Genomic DNA, 14,807 nt, shown 5'->3' with positions numbered 1-14,807 from the left:
ATACACATATCTACAGTAGAAAGACGGCCGCCACAGCGTTTTATATGATAGTCCAGCCGGATCATTCGCGGCGATACGGCCTTTCGTACGATCCTCCAAATCCCCCGACCAGGGCTTCCGCCTGCGGCTCGGCGCCCGCGCCGGAAAACGGCATAGAATATATTCTTAGTTATACGCACGTCCAGGTATGAGAATCGGGGTGCGGCATGGTAGAGGCGCAGATCAATATCAACGGGAACGGCGTCCCGATTTCGCCCGCCGCGACGCATACGACGATCCTGGACTTTCTGCGCGACAACGGCCTCACCGGAACGAAAGAAGGCTGCGCCGAGGGCGAATGCGGCGCCTGCGCGATTCTGGTGGCCCGGCCCGGCGTCATCGGGACCACGGAATGGGTCGCCGTCAATGCCTGCCTGATTCCGGCCGCTATGCTCGACGGTCAGGAGATCCGCACCGCCGAGGGACTCGGCGCCCCGGAAGCCCTGCATCCGGTACAGCGGGAGATGGCCGTGCGCGGCGGCTCCCAATGCGGTTATTGCACGCCCGGATTCATCTGCGGCATGGCCGCCGAGTACTACCGGCCCGACCGGCATTCCCCCGGCAACCCCGAAACCGGCGCGGACTCCGAGCACGGACCGAACGGATTCGATCTGCACGCGCTCAGCGGAAACCTGTGCCGGTGCACCGGGTATCGCCCGATCCGCGATGCCGCCTTCGCACTCGGCCCGCCCGCGGCCGATGACCCGCTCGCCCGGCGCCGTACACAGCCACCGGCCCCACCCGCCCAGACCGACCTGGAACAGGACGGCCGCACCTTCGCCCGGCCCGCCACCCTCGGCGAGGCGGCACGGTTGCTGCGGAATCGGCCCGATGCGGTGATCGTGGCGGGCAGCACCGATTGGGGTGTGGAGGTGAATCTGCGCGGCCGGCGCGCGGATCACGTGATCGCGATCGACCGGCTCCCCGAATTGCGCGAGCTGCGTATCGAATCCGAGCGGATCGAACTCGGGGCAGCGCTGACCCTCACCGAGATCGAACGCCGGCTCGACGGGGCGGTGCCCTTGCTCGCGGAGCTGTTCCCGCAGTTCGCGTCCCGGCTCATCCGCAACAGCGCCACCCTGGGTGGCAATCTGGGTACCGGCTCCCCCATCGGTGACGCCGCGCCGGTGCTGCTGGCCCTGGACGCCTCGATCGTGCTGGCGGATGCCGACGGCGAAAGAGACGTCCCGCTCGCGGAGTACTTCACCGGATATCGGCAGTCGGTGCGCCGGGCCGGCGAATTGATCCGAGCCGTCCGGATTCCACTGCCGCTCGCGCCGGTGACCGCATTCCACAAGATCGCCAAGCGTCGCTTCGACGATATCTCCAGCGTGGCGGTCGCCTTCGCTCTGGAAATCGAGGACGGCACGGTGTCCAGGGCCCGCATCGGATTGGGCGGCGTGGCCGCGACTCCGATCCGCGCGCGGGCCGCCGAAGAGGCGCTGACGGGCCGGCCGTGGTCGGCCGCCGCCGTGGAGGTCGCGGCGGAGTTGCTGCAGTCGACGGGCACGCCGCTGGACGATCACCGGGCCAGCGCTCGCTATCGCAGCGTCATGCTCGGGCAGAGCCTGCGAAAACTGTATGCGGAGACCACCGAGGCGGTGCCGTCGTGAATCAACCAGAGGTGCCGTCATGAGCCTGCTGTCCCAGCGCCCCGCGAATCCCGCCGTCGGCCTGGCCCTGCCGCACGAGAGCGCGGTCCTGCACGTCACCGGAAAAGCGCTCTACACAGACGATCTCGTGCACCGCACCAAGGATGTCCTGCACGCCTACCCCGTGCAGGTCATGCAGGCGCACGCGCACGTCACCGCGCTGCGCACCGCACCCGCGCTGGCGGTGCCCGGCGTGGTGCGGGTGCTCACCGCCGCGGATGTGCCCGGCCGCAACGACGCCGGAGTCAAGCACGATGAGCCCTTGTTCCCCGACGAGGTCATGTTCCACGGGCACGCGGTCTGCTGGGTGCTCGGCGAGACCCTGGAAGCCGCCCGGCTGGGCGCGGCCGCCGTCGAGGTCGAGACCACCGCGCTGCCGTCGCTCATCTCGATCGCGGATGCGGTGGCCGCCAACAGTTTCCAGGGCGCGCAGCGGCTGGTGCAGCGCGGCGATACCGAGGCCGGTTTCGCGGCGGCGGCGCACGTCTTCCGCGGCGAGATCCAGTTCTCCGATCAAGAGCACTTCTATCTCGAGACGCATGCCGCGCTGGCCCTGGTCGACGAGGCCGGACAGGTGTTCGTGCAGTCCAGCACCCAGCATCCTTCCGAGACACAGGAAATCGTCGCCCACGTCCTGGGCCTGCACAGTCACCAGGTCACCGTGCAGTGCCTGCGCATGGGTGGCGGGTTCGGCGGTAAGGAGATGCAGCCGCACGGGTTCGCGGCCATTGCCGCACTGGGCGCGACGCTGACCGGACGACCGGTCCGGCTGCGGCTCAACCGGACCCAGGATCTGACCATGTCCGGGAAGCGGCACGGCTTCCACGCGAGCTGGCGGGCCGGTTTCGATGCCGAGGGTCATCTGCTGGCGCTGGACACCACGCTGACCGCGGACGGCGGCTGGAGCCTGGACCTGTCCGAGCCGGTGCTGGCCCGCGCGCTCTGCCATGTCGACAATGTCTATTGGATTCCCAACGCCCGCTTCCTCGGTCGCATCGCCAAGACCAACAAGACCTCCAATACCGCCTTCCGTGGTTTCGGCGGACCGCAGGGCATGCTGGTGATGGAGGATCTGCTGGGCCGGTGCGCGCCGCTGCTCGGCCTGGATCCGATGGAGTTGCGGCGGCGCAACTTCTACCGGGCCGGCCAGTCCACCCCCTACGGGCAGGTGGTGCGGCATCCGGAGCGGATCACCGCCACCTGGGAGCAGGTCATCGAACGCGGCGAGGTCGAGGCGCGACGCCACGAGATAGCGGAATTCAATGCGGCGCACCGCAATACCAAGCGCGGACTGGCGGTGACCGGGGTCAAGTTCGGCATCTCGTTCAACCTGACCACCTTCAATCAGGGTGGGGCCTTGGTGCTGATCTACAAGGACGGCTCGGTACTCATCAATCACGGCGGCACCGAGATGGGCCAGGGCCTGCACACCAAGATGCTGCAGGTGGCCGCCACCACGCTGGGCATTCCGCTGCCCAAGGTGCGGCTGGCGCCGACGCGAACGGACAAGGTACCCAACACTTCCGCCACCGCGGCCAGCTCCGGCGCCGACCTCAATGGCGCGGCCGTCAAGAACGCGTGCGAGCAATTGCGCGAGCGGCTGATGCAGGTTGCCGCAACACAATTCGGTGTCGAACCCTCGGATGTGCGCGTGACCGACGGCATTGCGCGGCCACTCGGGGACGCGACGCGGACCTTGGACTGGGACACGCTCGTGCGCACCGCGTATCAGCAGCGGGTCCAGTTGTCGGCGGCCGGTTTCTATCGGACCGAGGGTCTGCACTGGGATGCGCAGGCCATGCAGGGCACCCCGTTCAAGTACTTCGCCTACGGGGCCGCCGCGACGGAGGTGGAGGTCGACGGCTTCACCGGCGCCTACCGCATCCGGCGGGTGGACATCGTGCACGATGCCGGCGACAGCCTCTCCCCGCTCATCGATCTCGGCCAGGTCGAAGGCGGATTCGTCCAGGGCGCGGGCTGGCTGACCCTGGAAGAACTGCGCTGGGACACCAGCGCCGGGCCCGGCCGCGGCCGGCTCCTCACCCAGGCCGCGAGTACCTACAAGCTGCCGAGCTTCTCGGAGATGCCCGAGATCTTCAATGTCACGCTGCTGGCGAACGCCACCGAAGAGGGCGCGGTCTACGGCTCCAAGGCCGTGGGCGAACCGCCGCTCATGCTGGCCTTCTCGGTGCGTGAGGCGCTGCGGCAGGCCGCCGCGGCCTTCGGGCCCGAGGGCACCAGCGTCGAACTCGGCGCCCCGGCCACACCGGAGGCCGTGTATTGGGCGCTGGACGCCGCCCGGCACGCCGCGGACATGCCCGGCGGCACCACTGTCGAAGAACCGAGCCGAATCAGTGTCTGACCTGAACTGGGTGGCCGCGATCACCCACCTGCGCACCCGCCGGGAGCCCGGCGTGCTGGTCACGGTGGCGACCGTGCGCGGGCACGCGCCGCGCCGCCCGGGCGCGAAACTCGTTGTGGGCCCGGCGCAGACGTGGGGCTCGATCGGCGGCGGCAATATCGAGGCGGTCGCCGTCGAGCGGGGACGCGAACTGCTCGGCAAGCCCGAGGCCGAACCCGAGCTCATGGAATTCGCCTTGAACGACAAGGTGCTCAACGAGCACGGTGTGCAATGCTGCGGCGGCGTGGTCACCCTGCTGCTGGAACCGCTGCCGGTGGTGCCCGCGGTGGCGATCTTCGGCATCGGGCATGTGGGGATCGAGCTGGCGCGCATCCTCGCCCGCCACGATCTGGAACTGCACCTGATCGACACCCGGCCCGACATGCTGTCCGCGGAACGGCTCGCGGTGCTCTCGGATGCGGTCGCGCGGTTACACGTTCACCACACCCCGCTGCTGCCGGAGGAGGTGCTCGAACAGCTGCCGGCCGGCAGCCACGTGCTGATCATGACCCATGACCACGCCGAGGACGCCGCGCTCTGCGATGCGGCGCTGCGGCTGGGCCGTTTCGATTCCATCGGGCTCATCGGCTCGGCCGCCAAATGGTCGCGCTTCCGCAGCCGGCTGCTCACCGAGGGCGGCCACGACCCGGAAGCGCTCGCCCGCATCAAAACGCCGATCGGCCTGCCCGATATCACCGGGAAGGAACCCGCGGTCATCGCGGTCAGTGTCGCCGCGGACCTGCTGCACGCCTTCGAGCATCGCCCCATCGCCGGTTGATGTCGAGGTAGCCTGTGGGACACGACATTTCAGGAGGCGACGTGTTCGATCCGGATGCCATCGAGGCCATCACCTTCGATATCTTCGGTACCACCGTCGACTGGTACACCGGTGTCAGCAGTCAGGCGGAGACGATATTCCGGGCGGCGGGCGTGGATCTCGAGGCCGGCGGGTTCGTCTCCGAATGGCGGGCGCAGTATCTGCCCGCGCTGGAACGGGTCCGCGACGGGGAACGCAAGTGGGCCTACCTGGACACCCTGCACCGGGAATCGCTCGACGAGTTGCTGGAGCGCCATGGCGTCGCCGCGGCGCTCGACGACGACGCGCGAAACCGGTTGGTACGCACCTGGCATCGCCTGCCCGCCTGGCCCGATGCCACACCCGGCCTCAAGCGCCTGCGCACCCGCTACACCGTGGCCGCGCTGTCCAATGGCGGTTTCGCGCTCATGACCCGGCTGATCAAATCCGAGAACCTGCCGTTCGACTGTGTGCTGTCCGCCGAACTCGCGCGGACCTACAAGCCCGGTTCGCAGGCCTATCTGACCGCGGCCGAGCTGCTGGATCTGCCGCCCGACCGGATTCTCATGGTCGCCGCGCACCGCTGGGATCTGGCGGGCGCCCGGTCCGCGGGCTTCCACACCGCCTACGTCGAACGCCCCTACGAGAAGGGCCCGGATTCGGCCACCGATCGCACCGATCCCGCCGCCGACCTCAATGTGAACAGCTTCCCCGCCCTGGCCGCGGCGCTGGGCTGCTGAGGTCTCCGGCCCGGGCCGGACGGGATTTGTGAGCCCGGGTAACGTTCTACGCGGATACCTGATGTCGGGCGAAGGCGAGTCGGAGTGCACCGGTGACGATGACCCAGGCACTCCTGTTGCTGCTCATAGGATTCGGTTCCGGGCTGGCGGGCGTGCTCACCAGTGTCGCGTCGCTCATTTCCTATCCGGCGCTGCTGGCCATGGGATTGCCGCCCGTCTCGGCGAATGTCACCAACACCATGGCGGTGCTGTTCACCGGTGCGGGCGCCGCGGCGGGTTCGCGGCCCGAGCTGGCCGGCAAGCGTGAGGTCGTGCTGCGGCTGAGTGCGCTGGCGGCGGTCGGCGGCGCGATCGGGGCCGCGCTGCTGCTGCTCGCGCCCGCCTCCACCTTCCATGTGGTGGTGCCGTTCCTCATCGGCGGTTCGTCGCTGTTCCTGCTGGCCCAGCCCTATCTCGCGCGCCGCCGCGCCGAGCACGCCACCGACCCGCCGCATCGGCCCGCACGCTGGCTCTACCTCGCATTCCTGGCCTCCGCCGTCTACACCGGTTACTTCGGCGCGGCGGGCGCGGTCATGATTCTCGCGATTCTCGCCGCCATGTATCCGGCGTGGACCGCCCAGCAGTCCAATGCGGTGAAGGCGCTGGTCAGCTTTGCCGGAAACGGTGCTGCCGCCATCGGATTCGCGTTCTTCGGGCCGGTGCACTGGGCCTTCGTGATCCCCTTGGCCCTGGGGTCGTTCCTGGGCGGGCGCATCGGGCCGTCGCTGGCCCGCCGCATGCCCGGCACCGCATTGCGCATTCTCGCTGCCACCTGCGGTCTGGCCATGGCGGTGAAATTCGCGCTCTGACAAGGACAGTCAGTGCCCGCCCATATCCATGCCGGGCATGCTGGGCTGCTGGTGTCCGGGCACGGTGACCGATGAGCCGACCTGGCGTCCCGACGAAATCCAGCCGACGGTCCACGCCGTGCTGAACACGAAGGTCAGCGCCAGCGCGAAAACGCCTATCCGCCACAGCGGCCCGCGATCGGGCCGCCGCCCTGCCTCGTTCATGCCGGACATGGTCTCACGAGGCGGTCACCAGGGCACAACCCCGGCGTCATCGAAGAACCCACCGGTCGGTCCGTTGTCGGGCAGGGTCGCGAGCCGGATGGCGATGGCCGCACCTTGTTCGGGCGTGCGGACGCCATGGAAAGCGTTGAGGTCGGTCGCGGTGTAGCCCGGGCAACCGGCATTGATCAGAATATTGCTGCCGCGCAGCTCTTTCACGTACTGGAGCATCACCGCATTGAGGAAGCTCTTCGACGGCGCGTAGGCGGCCGACACCGGGCTCGACGCCACCTCCGACGTCTCCGAGGCCTGCAAGGTCAGCGACCCGACGCTGCTGGACATGTTCACGATGCGCGGTGACGCCGAGCGGCGCAGCAGCGGCAGCATCGCATTGGTGACCCGGATAACGCCGATCACATTGGTCTCCACCGCGGTTCGCACCGCGTCGAGATCCACCCGGGTCGGTTCCTGCGGCATGCCACCGGTGACGCCCGCATTGTTCACGAGCACATCGAGACGCCCGGCCCGCCCCTCGAGCAGTGCCGCGGCGGCCGCCACGCTGGCATCGTCGGTGACATCGAGGGCGACGCCGAACGCGTCGACCCCGGCCGCGCGCAACTTCTCCACGGCGGCCTCGCGGCGGTGCTCGTCGCGCGCGCCGACGCCGACGCTCCAGCCCAGTGCGCCCAGCCCGGCCGCGATTTCGTATCCGATCCCCTTGTTCGCGCCGGTGACCAGCGCGATCGTCTTTTCGCTCATGTCTCCAATCTGTCCGTGCCACAAGGAAAGGTCCAAGACCATGTGGGTGCGCGGCGATACCGCAGCGGTATCGTTGCCGGTACCGTGGCATTCATGGAGACGCGAGAACTGCGGTACTTCGTCGCCGTCGCCGAGGAGTTGCATTTCGGCCGCGCCGCCCAGCGGCTCGGCATCGCGCAGCCACCCCTGTCACGAGCGATCCGCCAACTCGAAAGACGGCTCGGGGTAACGCTGCTGGACCGCAACAGCCGCGCGGTCGCCTTGACCGACGCCGGTTCGGTCCTGCTGAACGAGGGACGCGCGGCCCTGACCGCGGTCGACGCCGCGGACCGCCGCACCCGCCGGGCCGCGCACACGGCCGACGGCGATCCCCGGCTGGTGCTGGTCACGAAGGCGGGCGCATCCAGTGAACTGCTGCGCAAGCTGCTCGACGCCTACGCCGCCGAGCCCGATGCGGTGACGGTCGAAGTCGTCCTGTGCGGGCCCGCCGAGCAGGAGCAGGTACTGCGGGACGGGCGCGCCGATGTGGCGCTGCTGCACCTCCCGTTCGACTCCACGGCCGACTTCGACACCGAGGAGCTGCACACCGAAGGCCAGGTCGTCGTCCTGCCCGCCGGGCACGCCCTCAGCACCCGCGCGGCCGTGCGCCTGGCCGAGGTCACCGCGCTCCCCGATCTGCCCCTGCCGCGCTGGCCCAAGCCCGCCGGCGGCTATCCCGAGGGCCCCGGCCCCGAGGTGCACGACAGCACGCAGCTCTATCAGCTCATCGCCCTGGGTCGCGCCGCGGCGGTACTGCCGGAATCCTCCCGCGTCCACCTGCACCATGATCTGGTCGCCGTCCCCGTGGTGGACGCGCCCACGGTGACCACCGTCATCGCGTGGCCGCCGCACAGCCGCTCCCGGGCGCTGGCCGGGCTGATCCGCGCGGCCACCCGGCTCTAGCGACAGCGCGGGTTCAGCGCCGCACCGCCGGAGAACAATTCCGTGCCGCGATGCAGGTCCCTCAGCCGAACGAATGCGAGACCGACTCCAGGAAGTCCGCGAGCAGGCCGGTGACCACGGCGGGTTTTTCCAGGGTGCTGGTGTGGCCGCAGTCCTCGATGAACTCCAGGCGGGCGGCGGGGATGCGGTCAGCGATCTCCCGGGCGCGGGGCGGCGGCGTGGCCTGATCGTCCGTGCCCACCGCGATCAGGGTCGGCACGGTAATCGCCGAAATCTCGTCCACTACGGCGGCCCGATCGGCCACGCCCAGCACGGCCCGCCGCAGGGCGACCCGGTCGGCTCGCCGCAGCCGCGCCGACCATATCCGGATGATCGGGCGCGCGGCCGGATCCGCACGGAAGACCGGGCCGAACATGTGCGGCTCGACGAGGCGCTGGATCGCGCGGAAGCCGAGTAGGCGCAGAGCCAGGGCGAGTCGCTTGTACTCGGCCACCTTGGCCGGATCCTCCTGTCCCGCACTGGTATCCAGCAGTGTCAGCGAGCGCAGGAGTTCGCCGTGACGGGCGGCGAGACGCTGGCCGATGAATCCACCCATCGACAGTCCGACCCAGTGCACCGGTGCGAGGCCGAGCGCGCGAATCAGCGCGGCGGCGTCCGCGGTGAGGGTGTCCATGTCGTAGCCGCCCGGGGACCGCGGCGTCTCGCCCTGGCCGCGCCAGTCGATGGTGACGCAGCGGTACTGCTCGCGCAGCGCGGCGATCTGCGGGCCGAACATCCAGCCGCCGAACAGCAGGCCGTGGCCGAAGACGATGGTCGGCGCATCGGGCTGCCCGGGCGGAATCCCGGTGTCGGAGTACGCGATCGGCGCAGCGTTGAGCTGGATGATCGGCATGGGCAGGTTCCTCGGTTAGACGGTGACGACGAGTTCGGCGGGTCCACGGACATTGATGCGGCCGTTCCAGCGCACGTCCTCCACCACGGCATCCGGGAAGCGGCGCACGAAGGAACCGAAGGTGACCCGGCCTTCCAGCCGGACCAGCGCGGCGCCCAGGCAGTGGTGCAGGCCCGCGCCGAACGAACCGTGCTGCACGGCGTTCGGCCGATCGAGGCGGACCTCGGCGGCATCCTCGCCCCAGAATCCGGGATCCCGGTTGGCCGCCGCCACACAGCCGAGTACCCAGCTGCCGGTGGGGATTTCGAACTCGCCGACGGTCAGCGGCGCGAGGGTGATGCGCCGCATGAGATGCACCGGCGAGTCGTAGCGCAGCAGTTCGTCCACGGCATTGGCGGCCAGGGCCGGCTCGGCGCGCAGCCGCCGGACCTGTTCCGGATGCTGCAGCAGCGCGAGCAGGCCACCGGCGAGATGGTTCACGGTGGTCTCGTGCCCGGCCAGATACAGCAGCATGACCTGCGCGATCAACTCCGCCTCGCTGAGTACGTCACCCTCGTGCTCGGCGGCGATCAGCGCGCTCAGCAGATCCTCGCCCGGCTCCGCGCGCTTCCAGCGGACCAGATCGCCGATCATGGCACGCAGTTCGGCGTCGGCCGCCCGGATCCGCTCCTGTATCTGCGGATCCGGCAGCGGTTCGAGCGAGAGCACCGCCAGCGCGGTGAGCTCGCGCAGCCGCGCGTCCTCGACCACCGGAATGCCCAGCATTTCCGAGATGATCGTGAACGGCAGTGGAAAGGCCAGTTCGGCAACCACATCCGCGCGCCCGACCGCGGCGATCCGATCCAGCGCGGCATCGACATACGCCTGCACGCGCGGTTCCAGACTCTCCACCGCCCGCCGGGTGAAGGCCTTGGCGGCCAGGCGGCGCAGGCGGGTGTGATCGGGCGGGTCCTGATCCAGCATGGACAGCCCGCCCATGATCCGGTTCTGCTTGCCGAGGGTGGCGCTGTCGCTCTTCCACGCGGGCAGCCGGGTCAGGTTCGCCTCGTCGACCGAATGCGAGGAGCGTTGCAGCGCGGCCACATCCGGGTATCTGGACAGGATCCAGAAGCCCAGCGGATGCTCATAGACCGGGGCCTCGGCGCGCAGGCGCTCGTACTGCGGATACGGGTCGGCCGCGAAGCCGGGTGCGAACGGATCGAAGACGAACGGCGCGGTGGTCACGGCTACCCCAGCTTCACATTGCGCATGGTGACCAGCGCGGTGGCGCAGAGGATCTGGGCCTCGCCCTCGAGGGAGTAGAGGTCGGCGGCCGCGATGGTGATGAGCGCGCCCGGCTTCACCACCCGGCCGCGGGCCAGGACCTGTTCGCCCTTGGCCGGTGCGAGGATCTTGATCGTGTAGTCGATGGTCATATTGACCCAGCCCGGTTGCAGCAGCGTGCCGGCCGCGGAGCCCGCGGCGAAGTCGGCCAGCGAGCCGAGCACGCCGCCCTGGAAGTACCCGTTGTGCTCGGTGAGTTCGGTGCGGTGCGGCTGCAGGATCTCGACCTCGCCGGGCGCGATCTTGCCGAATTCGAAGCCCAGGTGCCGGGCGGCGGGCATGGACAGCACCACGGCCTCGATCGCCGCGGCGTAGTCCGGATTCGATATCTGCCAGGTCTGCATGCTCAGCTCCTCTGTGCTTCGGTGAGATCGCCGAAAAGCGGCATCCACGGGGACACTTCACGTGCCAGGTATCGGGCCCGGACGGCGGACCGCCGGATCTTGCCGCTGCTGGTGCGCGGCACCTCATCCGGTGCGGCGAGCACGACATCGGCCGGGGCGAGTTCGTGTTCGGCGACCACGGCCGCCCGGATGGCGCCGAGCACCTCGGCCGGATCGGCCACGGCGTCGCGGCGGATCTCCTGGACCACCACCAGTTGCTCGCCGGCCGGCGCGGGGATGGCGAACGCGGCGCAGGCGCCCGCCCGCAAGGCGGGGTGGCTGGCCTGCACGGTCTGCTCGATGTCCTGCGGGTAGTAGTTGCGGCCGCGAATGATGACGATGTCCTTCGCGCGGCCGATCACGTACAACTCGCCGTCCACCAGCAGGCCGAGGTCGCCGGTGCGCAGATATTCGCCCGCGGCCCGGAAGGTCTGTGCGGTGGCGGACGGGTTGCGCCAATAGCCCTGTGCGACTTGGCCGCCCGACACCCAGATCTCCCCTACCCGATCCGGCGGGCAGGTTTCGCCGGTGGCGGGGTCGGCTATCCGTACGGTCTCGCCGGGCAGCACTTGCCCGCAGCCGACGAGGGTCTTGGATTTCGGCCCGTCAGCGGGGACGTAGCGGCTAGCGGCGAGCGCGTCGGCGTCCACCTCGAGCAGGCGGGCGCCGCGGCCGGGCGTGCCGCCGCTGACCAGCAGGGTGGCCTCGGCGAGTCCATAGCACGGATACCAGGCGGCGGGGTCGAACCCGTGCGGGGCAAAGGTTTCCGCGAAGCGTTCCAGGGTCTGCGGGCGGATCGGTTCCGCTCCGTTGAACGCCACCCGCCAGCTGCTGAGGTCCAGCTCCGGCAGCGGTCCCGCGGCGGCGCGCGCCACACAGGCCTCGAAGGCGAAGTTCGGGCCGCCGCTGGTGTGTGCGCGATAGCGGGAGATGGTCGACAGCCACAGCAGCGGCCGGCGGATGAAGGCGACCGGCGACATCAGGATGGCGGTGGCGCCCGCGTAAAGAGGTTGCAGCACATTGCCGATCAGCCCCTGATCGTGGAAGAACGGCGCCCAGCCGACCACGGTGGAATCGCGGGAGTGACCGAAGCCCCGGTGGATCATCTCCTCGTTGGCCACCAGATTCCCGTGGGTGACCATGACACCCTTGGGCGCGGCGGTGGAGCCGGAGGTGTACTGCAGGAAGGCCACTTCCGCCGTCTCGGCCCGCCGGGGCTCGAAATCCACTGCCGCGCTGGTTATCCCGTCCAGGGCCAGCCAGTGCGAGGCCGTGCACAGCGGTTCCAGCACCGCGCGCAGCGGCGCCACGAACATATCCAGGGTCAGCACGGCGGCCGGGTCACAGTCCCGCATGATCGATCCGGTGGCATCCTGAATCCGGTTGCGGCGCGGCGGATTCAGCGGCACGGCGATCACGCCGGCGTACAGGCAGCCGAAGTAGGCGATGATGAATTCGGGGCACTGCGGGAACACCAGGACCGCACGATCGCCCGGCGCACAGCGTGATCCGAGTTCGGCGGCCACCGCGAGCGCTCGCTCGTGCAGTTCACGGTAGGAGAGAGTGGTGGTCTCCGCGCCATTGTCGTCGAGGAAGACATAGGCGGTCCGGCCGGGCTCGTCGGCGGCGCGGCGGGTGAGGATCTCCGGGAGCAGTTCCGGTCGCGTCTCGTTCATGCGGCGCTCCGGACGGCCAACGGCAGGTGTTTCAGCCCGCGGACGATGAAACTGTGGTCCTGCCACTCGTATTCGTCGGTCAGCGGTTCCGGGCCGAGTGCGCTCAGACAGGTGAAGGCGGTCTCGGCGAGCAGTTCGGCCAGTTGCCCGCCCAGGCAGCCGTGCATGCCGTGCCCGAAGGCCAGATGCCCGCTGCCGCCGCGTACCGGATCGAATTCGTCGGGTCGTGCGAAGACCTCGGGATCGCGATTGGCCGCGCCGAGGCAGACCAGCACCTGGTCCCCCGCGCGGATCGTCTGACCGCCGAGTTCGACATCGCGCGTGGCGAGCCGCTTGGTCAGCTGCAACGGGCTGTCGTAGCGGAGGGCTTCCGTGACAACGGCTTTCACCGATCCGGGCGTGCGGCGCAGCGCCCGCGCCTGCTCCGGATGCCGCAGCAGCGCCAGGGTGCCGTTGCCGATCAGGGATTTGGTGGTCTCGTTCCCCGCGACGAAACACATGATGCAGACGAAGACCAGCTCCTCCTCGCTGAGCGCGTCACCGCCGGTCGTCCGGGCCGCCAGCAATCGGCTGATGAGGTCGTCGCCCGGCCGCGTGCGCCGCTGGGCCAGCATGCCGGTGAGCGCGGCCGCGAACTCCGCCACCACCGTGCGCACCCGCTCGAAGTCGGCGGCCTGCATCAGGCCCGGTTCGAGCAGGAAGCGAATGTCATGGGTCCACGGCCCCACCTGTTCGCGCAGGTCTCCGGGCAGTGCCATCCATTCGCAGAGCACCGAAACCGGCAGTGGCGCGGCCAGATCGGTGATCACATCCAAGCCACCGGCGGCGTGTGCGCGGGCGCGGCAGCGGTCGGTGAATTCGGTCGCCAGCGGGCGCAGCGCGGCCATCGCCTGCGCGGTGAAGACACGGTTCACCAGCCCGCGCAGCCGCGCGTGATCGGGATTGTCGGTGAATACCAGCGACTTCTGCCCGAGCCGGTCGATGCGGTCCACTTCGGTCCGACCCAGCCGCCTGGCCTGTTCGGTCACCAGTTGCGGGATGAGCCCGGCGCTGAAGGTCCGATCGTGCAGGACGGTCTTCACATCGGCGTGCCGGGTGAGCACCCACATGCCGAGTGTCTTGTGCATCGGCCGGGTTTCGCGCAGCGAGCGGTACATCGGGTAGGGGTCGCGGCGGAACTCGCTGGAGAACGGATTGAACCGCAGGCGCGGGCGGGCCGGTTCCGAGGCTTGTACCGTCATGCGATCACGGCTCCGCGGCCGAAGTATTCGCTGTGGTAGGGCCGCAGCACCAGCCGGAACAGCGTCAGCTTGCCCATCCGGAAACCCATGGCGGACAGCTTGAGATAGCGCGCGTAGCGGGCCACCGCCTCGGGTCCGACCAGTGCGGTGGCCGCCGCGCGTTCGGCGCGCAGCCGCCGCGCCCATTCCGCGCAGGTCCAGGCGTAGTCGAGGCGGCCGTTGGTGATCGCGCAGACCTCGAAGAGTCCGTCGGCGGCGGCGGTGATCTCGGCCAGGGTGGGCAGTTCGGCGTCGGGGAAGATCTCGCGCTGCATGAAGGTGTCCGCCTGTGCCGCGGTCATGTTGGCGTAGGCGATGGTCTGCAGGGACAGTGTGCCGTCGGGTGTCAGCCAGTCCCGGCAGCGGGTGAAGAATTCGCGGTAGACGCGGATCTTCTCCTCGGGCCCGTCGTCGGGGCGTGCGAAGTGTTCGAAGGCGCCGATGGAGACGATGCCGTCGAACCGTTCCGCCGGGCGGTAGTGCAGCCAGTCCTCGACCCGCACTTCGACGCCCGGATAGTGCTGTGCGCGCACGTATTCCGCTTGCTCCTGGCTGAGGGTGAGCCCGACCGAGCGGGCCACCCCGTGCCGGTTCGCGAGGCGGTCCAGCAGTGCGCCCCAGCCGCAGCCGATATCGAGTACCGCGCCCGCCCGGCCGGCGTCGATGGCGTCGAGGTGCTGGCGCAGTTTGCGTTCCTGCGCGACTTCCAGTGTGTCGCCGGGCTGTTCGCGCAGCGCGCACGAATAGCTCAATGTCGGGTCGAGCCAGAGCCGGTAGAAGTCGTTGCCGATGTCGTAGTGGTGGCGGATGGCCGCCGCCGCGGCATCGGTGCGCCCGGTGTCCGTCTCGAGGTGTCCGGTGTCGGTGGCGGCCAT

The 14,807-nt window shown here is 69.4% G+C and carries 14 protein-coding genes; 6 read left to right on the top strand and 8 right to left on the bottom strand.

Going from position 1 to position 14,807, the window contains the following annotated elements:
• Positions 1-206 precede the first annotated feature (206 nt).
• The 5 genes from ACH438_RS32960 to ACH438_RS32940 all read left to right on the top strand — a co-directional run bounded on the left by ACH438_RS32960 (position 207) and on the right by ACH438_RS32940 (position 6,476).
• Entirely contained in the window at positions 207-1,652 is a 1,446-nt protein-coding gene (locus ACH438_RS32960) for a xanthine dehydrogenase small subunit (RefSeq protein ID WP_397012395.1), read from the top strand.
• Positions 1,653-1,671: 19 nt separating this feature from the next.
• Complete coding sequence (gene xdhB / locus ACH438_RS32955) at positions 1,672-4,053, top strand: xanthine dehydrogenase molybdopterin binding subunit (RefSeq protein WP_397012393.1); 2,382 nt, start codon at positions 1,672-1,674, stop codon at positions 4,051-4,053.
• The gene (gene xdhC, locus ACH438_RS32950; protein WP_397012391.1) at positions 4,046-4,870 is read left to right on the top strand and encodes a xanthine dehydrogenase accessory protein XdhC; all 825 of its coding nucleotides are present in this window, start codon (positions 4,046-4,048) and stop codon (positions 4,868-4,870) included. The genes xdhB and xdhC overlap by 8 nt, the downstream gene beginning before the upstream one ends.
• 41 nt (positions 4,871-4,911) lie before the next feature.
• Positions 4,912-5,628 (top strand): haloacid dehalogenase type II, encoded by a 717-nt coding sequence (locus tag ACH438_RS32945; protein ID WP_397012388.1) that lies wholly within the window; start codon positions 4,912-4,914, stop codon positions 5,626-5,628.
• Positions 5,629-5,726: 98 nt separating this feature from the next.
• Positions 5,727-6,476, top strand: coding sequence for a sulfite exporter TauE/SafE family protein (locus ACH438_RS32940; protein WP_397012706.1), 750 nt, complete (start codon positions 5,727-5,729; stop codon positions 6,474-6,476).
• Positions 6,477-6,485: 9 nt separating this feature from the next.
• Here ACH438_RS32940 and ACH438_RS32935 read toward each other — a convergent pair whose 3' ends face one another.
• Entirely contained in the window at positions 6,486-6,680 is a 195-nt protein-coding gene (locus ACH438_RS32935; protein ID WP_397012386.1) for a hypothetical protein, read from the bottom strand.
• A 24-nt stretch (positions 6,681-6,704) separates the two neighbouring features.
• Positions 6,705-7,436 carry an SDR family oxidoreductase gene (locus tag ACH438_RS32930; RefSeq protein WP_397012384.1) on the bottom strand — a complete coding sequence of 244 codons (732 nt, stop codon included), beginning with the start codon at positions 7,434-7,436 and terminating at the stop codon, positions 6,705-6,707.
• 93 nt (positions 7,437-7,529) lie between these two features.
• On the opposite strand from ACH438_RS32930, the gene ACH438_RS32925 reads away from it, so the two are divergent.
• On the top strand, positions 7,530-8,378 hold the full coding sequence (locus ACH438_RS32925) for a LysR family transcriptional regulator (protein WP_397012382.1): 849 nt from the start codon (positions 7,530-7,532) through the stop codon (positions 8,376-8,378).
• Between the two features lie 61 nt (positions 8,379-8,439).
• Here the strand turns inward: ACH438_RS32925 and ACH438_RS32920 are convergent, their stop codons facing one another.
• Genes ACH438_RS32920 through ACH438_RS32895 form a run of 6 tightly spaced genes read right to left on the bottom strand, consistent with a single transcriptional unit; the run spans position 8,440 to position 14,807 of the window.
• On the bottom strand, positions 8,440-9,270 hold the full coding sequence (locus ACH438_RS32920; RefSeq protein ID WP_397012380.1) for an alpha/beta fold hydrolase: 831 nt from the start codon (positions 9,268-9,270) through the stop codon (positions 8,440-8,442).
• Between the two features lie 15 nt (positions 9,271-9,285).
• Positions 9,286-10,494, bottom strand: coding sequence for a cytochrome P450 (locus tag ACH438_RS32915; RefSeq protein WP_397012378.1), 1,209 nt, complete (start codon positions 10,492-10,494; stop codon positions 9,286-9,288).
• Between the two features lie 2 nt (positions 10,495-10,496).
• On the bottom strand, positions 10,497-10,937 hold the full coding sequence (locus ACH438_RS32910; protein ID WP_397012376.1) for a PaaI family thioesterase: 441 nt from the start codon (positions 10,935-10,937) through the stop codon (positions 10,497-10,499).
• Between the two features lie 2 nt (positions 10,938-10,939).
• Complete coding sequence (locus ACH438_RS32905; protein WP_397012374.1) at positions 10,940-12,652, bottom strand: fatty acyl-AMP ligase; 1,713 nt, start codon at positions 12,650-12,652, stop codon at positions 10,940-10,942.
• Complete coding sequence (locus tag ACH438_RS32900) at positions 12,649-13,893, bottom strand: cytochrome P450 (RefSeq protein WP_397012372.1); 1,245 nt, start codon at positions 13,891-13,893, stop codon at positions 12,649-12,651. The genes ACH438_RS32905 and ACH438_RS32900 overlap by 4 nt, the downstream gene beginning before the upstream one ends.
• A complete protein-coding gene (locus ACH438_RS32895; RefSeq protein WP_397012370.1) occupies positions 13,890-14,807 on the bottom strand; it encodes a class I SAM-dependent methyltransferase in 918 nt (305 codons plus the stop codon). The genes ACH438_RS32900 and ACH438_RS32895 overlap by 4 nt, the downstream gene beginning before the upstream one ends.

Origin of the sequence: Nocardia sp. NPDC020380, assembly GCF_044386975.1 — a bacterium.
Classification (GTDB): Bacteria; Actinomycetota; Actinomycetes; order Mycobacteriales; family Mycobacteriaceae; genus Nocardia.
This window is presented reverse-complemented; position numbering and strand designations above follow the sequence as displayed.

Coding starts and splice junctions, on each gene's coding strand:
- ACH438_RS32960 (WP_397012395.1), top strand. CDS start 207: ATGGTAGAGGCGCAGATCAATATCAACGGGAACGGCGTCCCGATTTCG.
- xdhB (WP_397012393.1), top strand. CDS start 1,672: ATGAGCCTGCTGTCCCAGCGCCCCGCGAATCCCGCCGTCGGCCTGGCC.
- ACH438_RS32940 (WP_397012706.1), top strand. CDS start 5,727: ATGACCCAGGCACTCCTGTTGCTGCTCATAGGATTCGGTTCCGGGCTG.
- ACH438_RS32935 (WP_397012386.1), bottom strand. CDS start 6,680: ATGAACGAGGCAGGGCGGCGGCCCGATCGCGGGCCGCTGTGGCGGATA.
- ACH438_RS32930 (WP_397012384.1), bottom strand. CDS start 7,436: ATGAGCGAAAAGACGATCGCGCTGGTCACCGGCGCGAACAAGGGGATC.
- ACH438_RS32925 (WP_397012382.1), top strand. CDS start 7,530: ATGGAGACGCGAGAACTGCGGTACTTCGTCGCCGTCGCCGAGGAGTTG.
- ACH438_RS32920 (WP_397012380.1), bottom strand. CDS start 9,270: ATGCCGATCATCCAGCTCAACGCTGCGCCGATCGCGTACTCCGACACC.
- ACH438_RS32910 (WP_397012376.1), bottom strand. CDS start 10,937: ATGCAGACCTGGCAGATATCGAATCCGGACTACGCCGCGGCGATCGAG.
- ACH438_RS32905 (WP_397012374.1), bottom strand. CDS start 12,652: ATGAACGAGACGCGACCGGAACTGCTCCCGGAGATCCTCACCCGCCGC.
- ACH438_RS32900 (WP_397012372.1), bottom strand. CDS start 13,893: ATGACGGTACAAGCCTCGGAACCGGCCCGCCCGCGCCTGCGGTTCAAT.
- ACH438_RS32895 (WP_397012370.1), bottom strand. CDS start 14,807: ATGGCCGCCACCGACACCGGACACCTCGAGACGGACACCGGGCGCACC.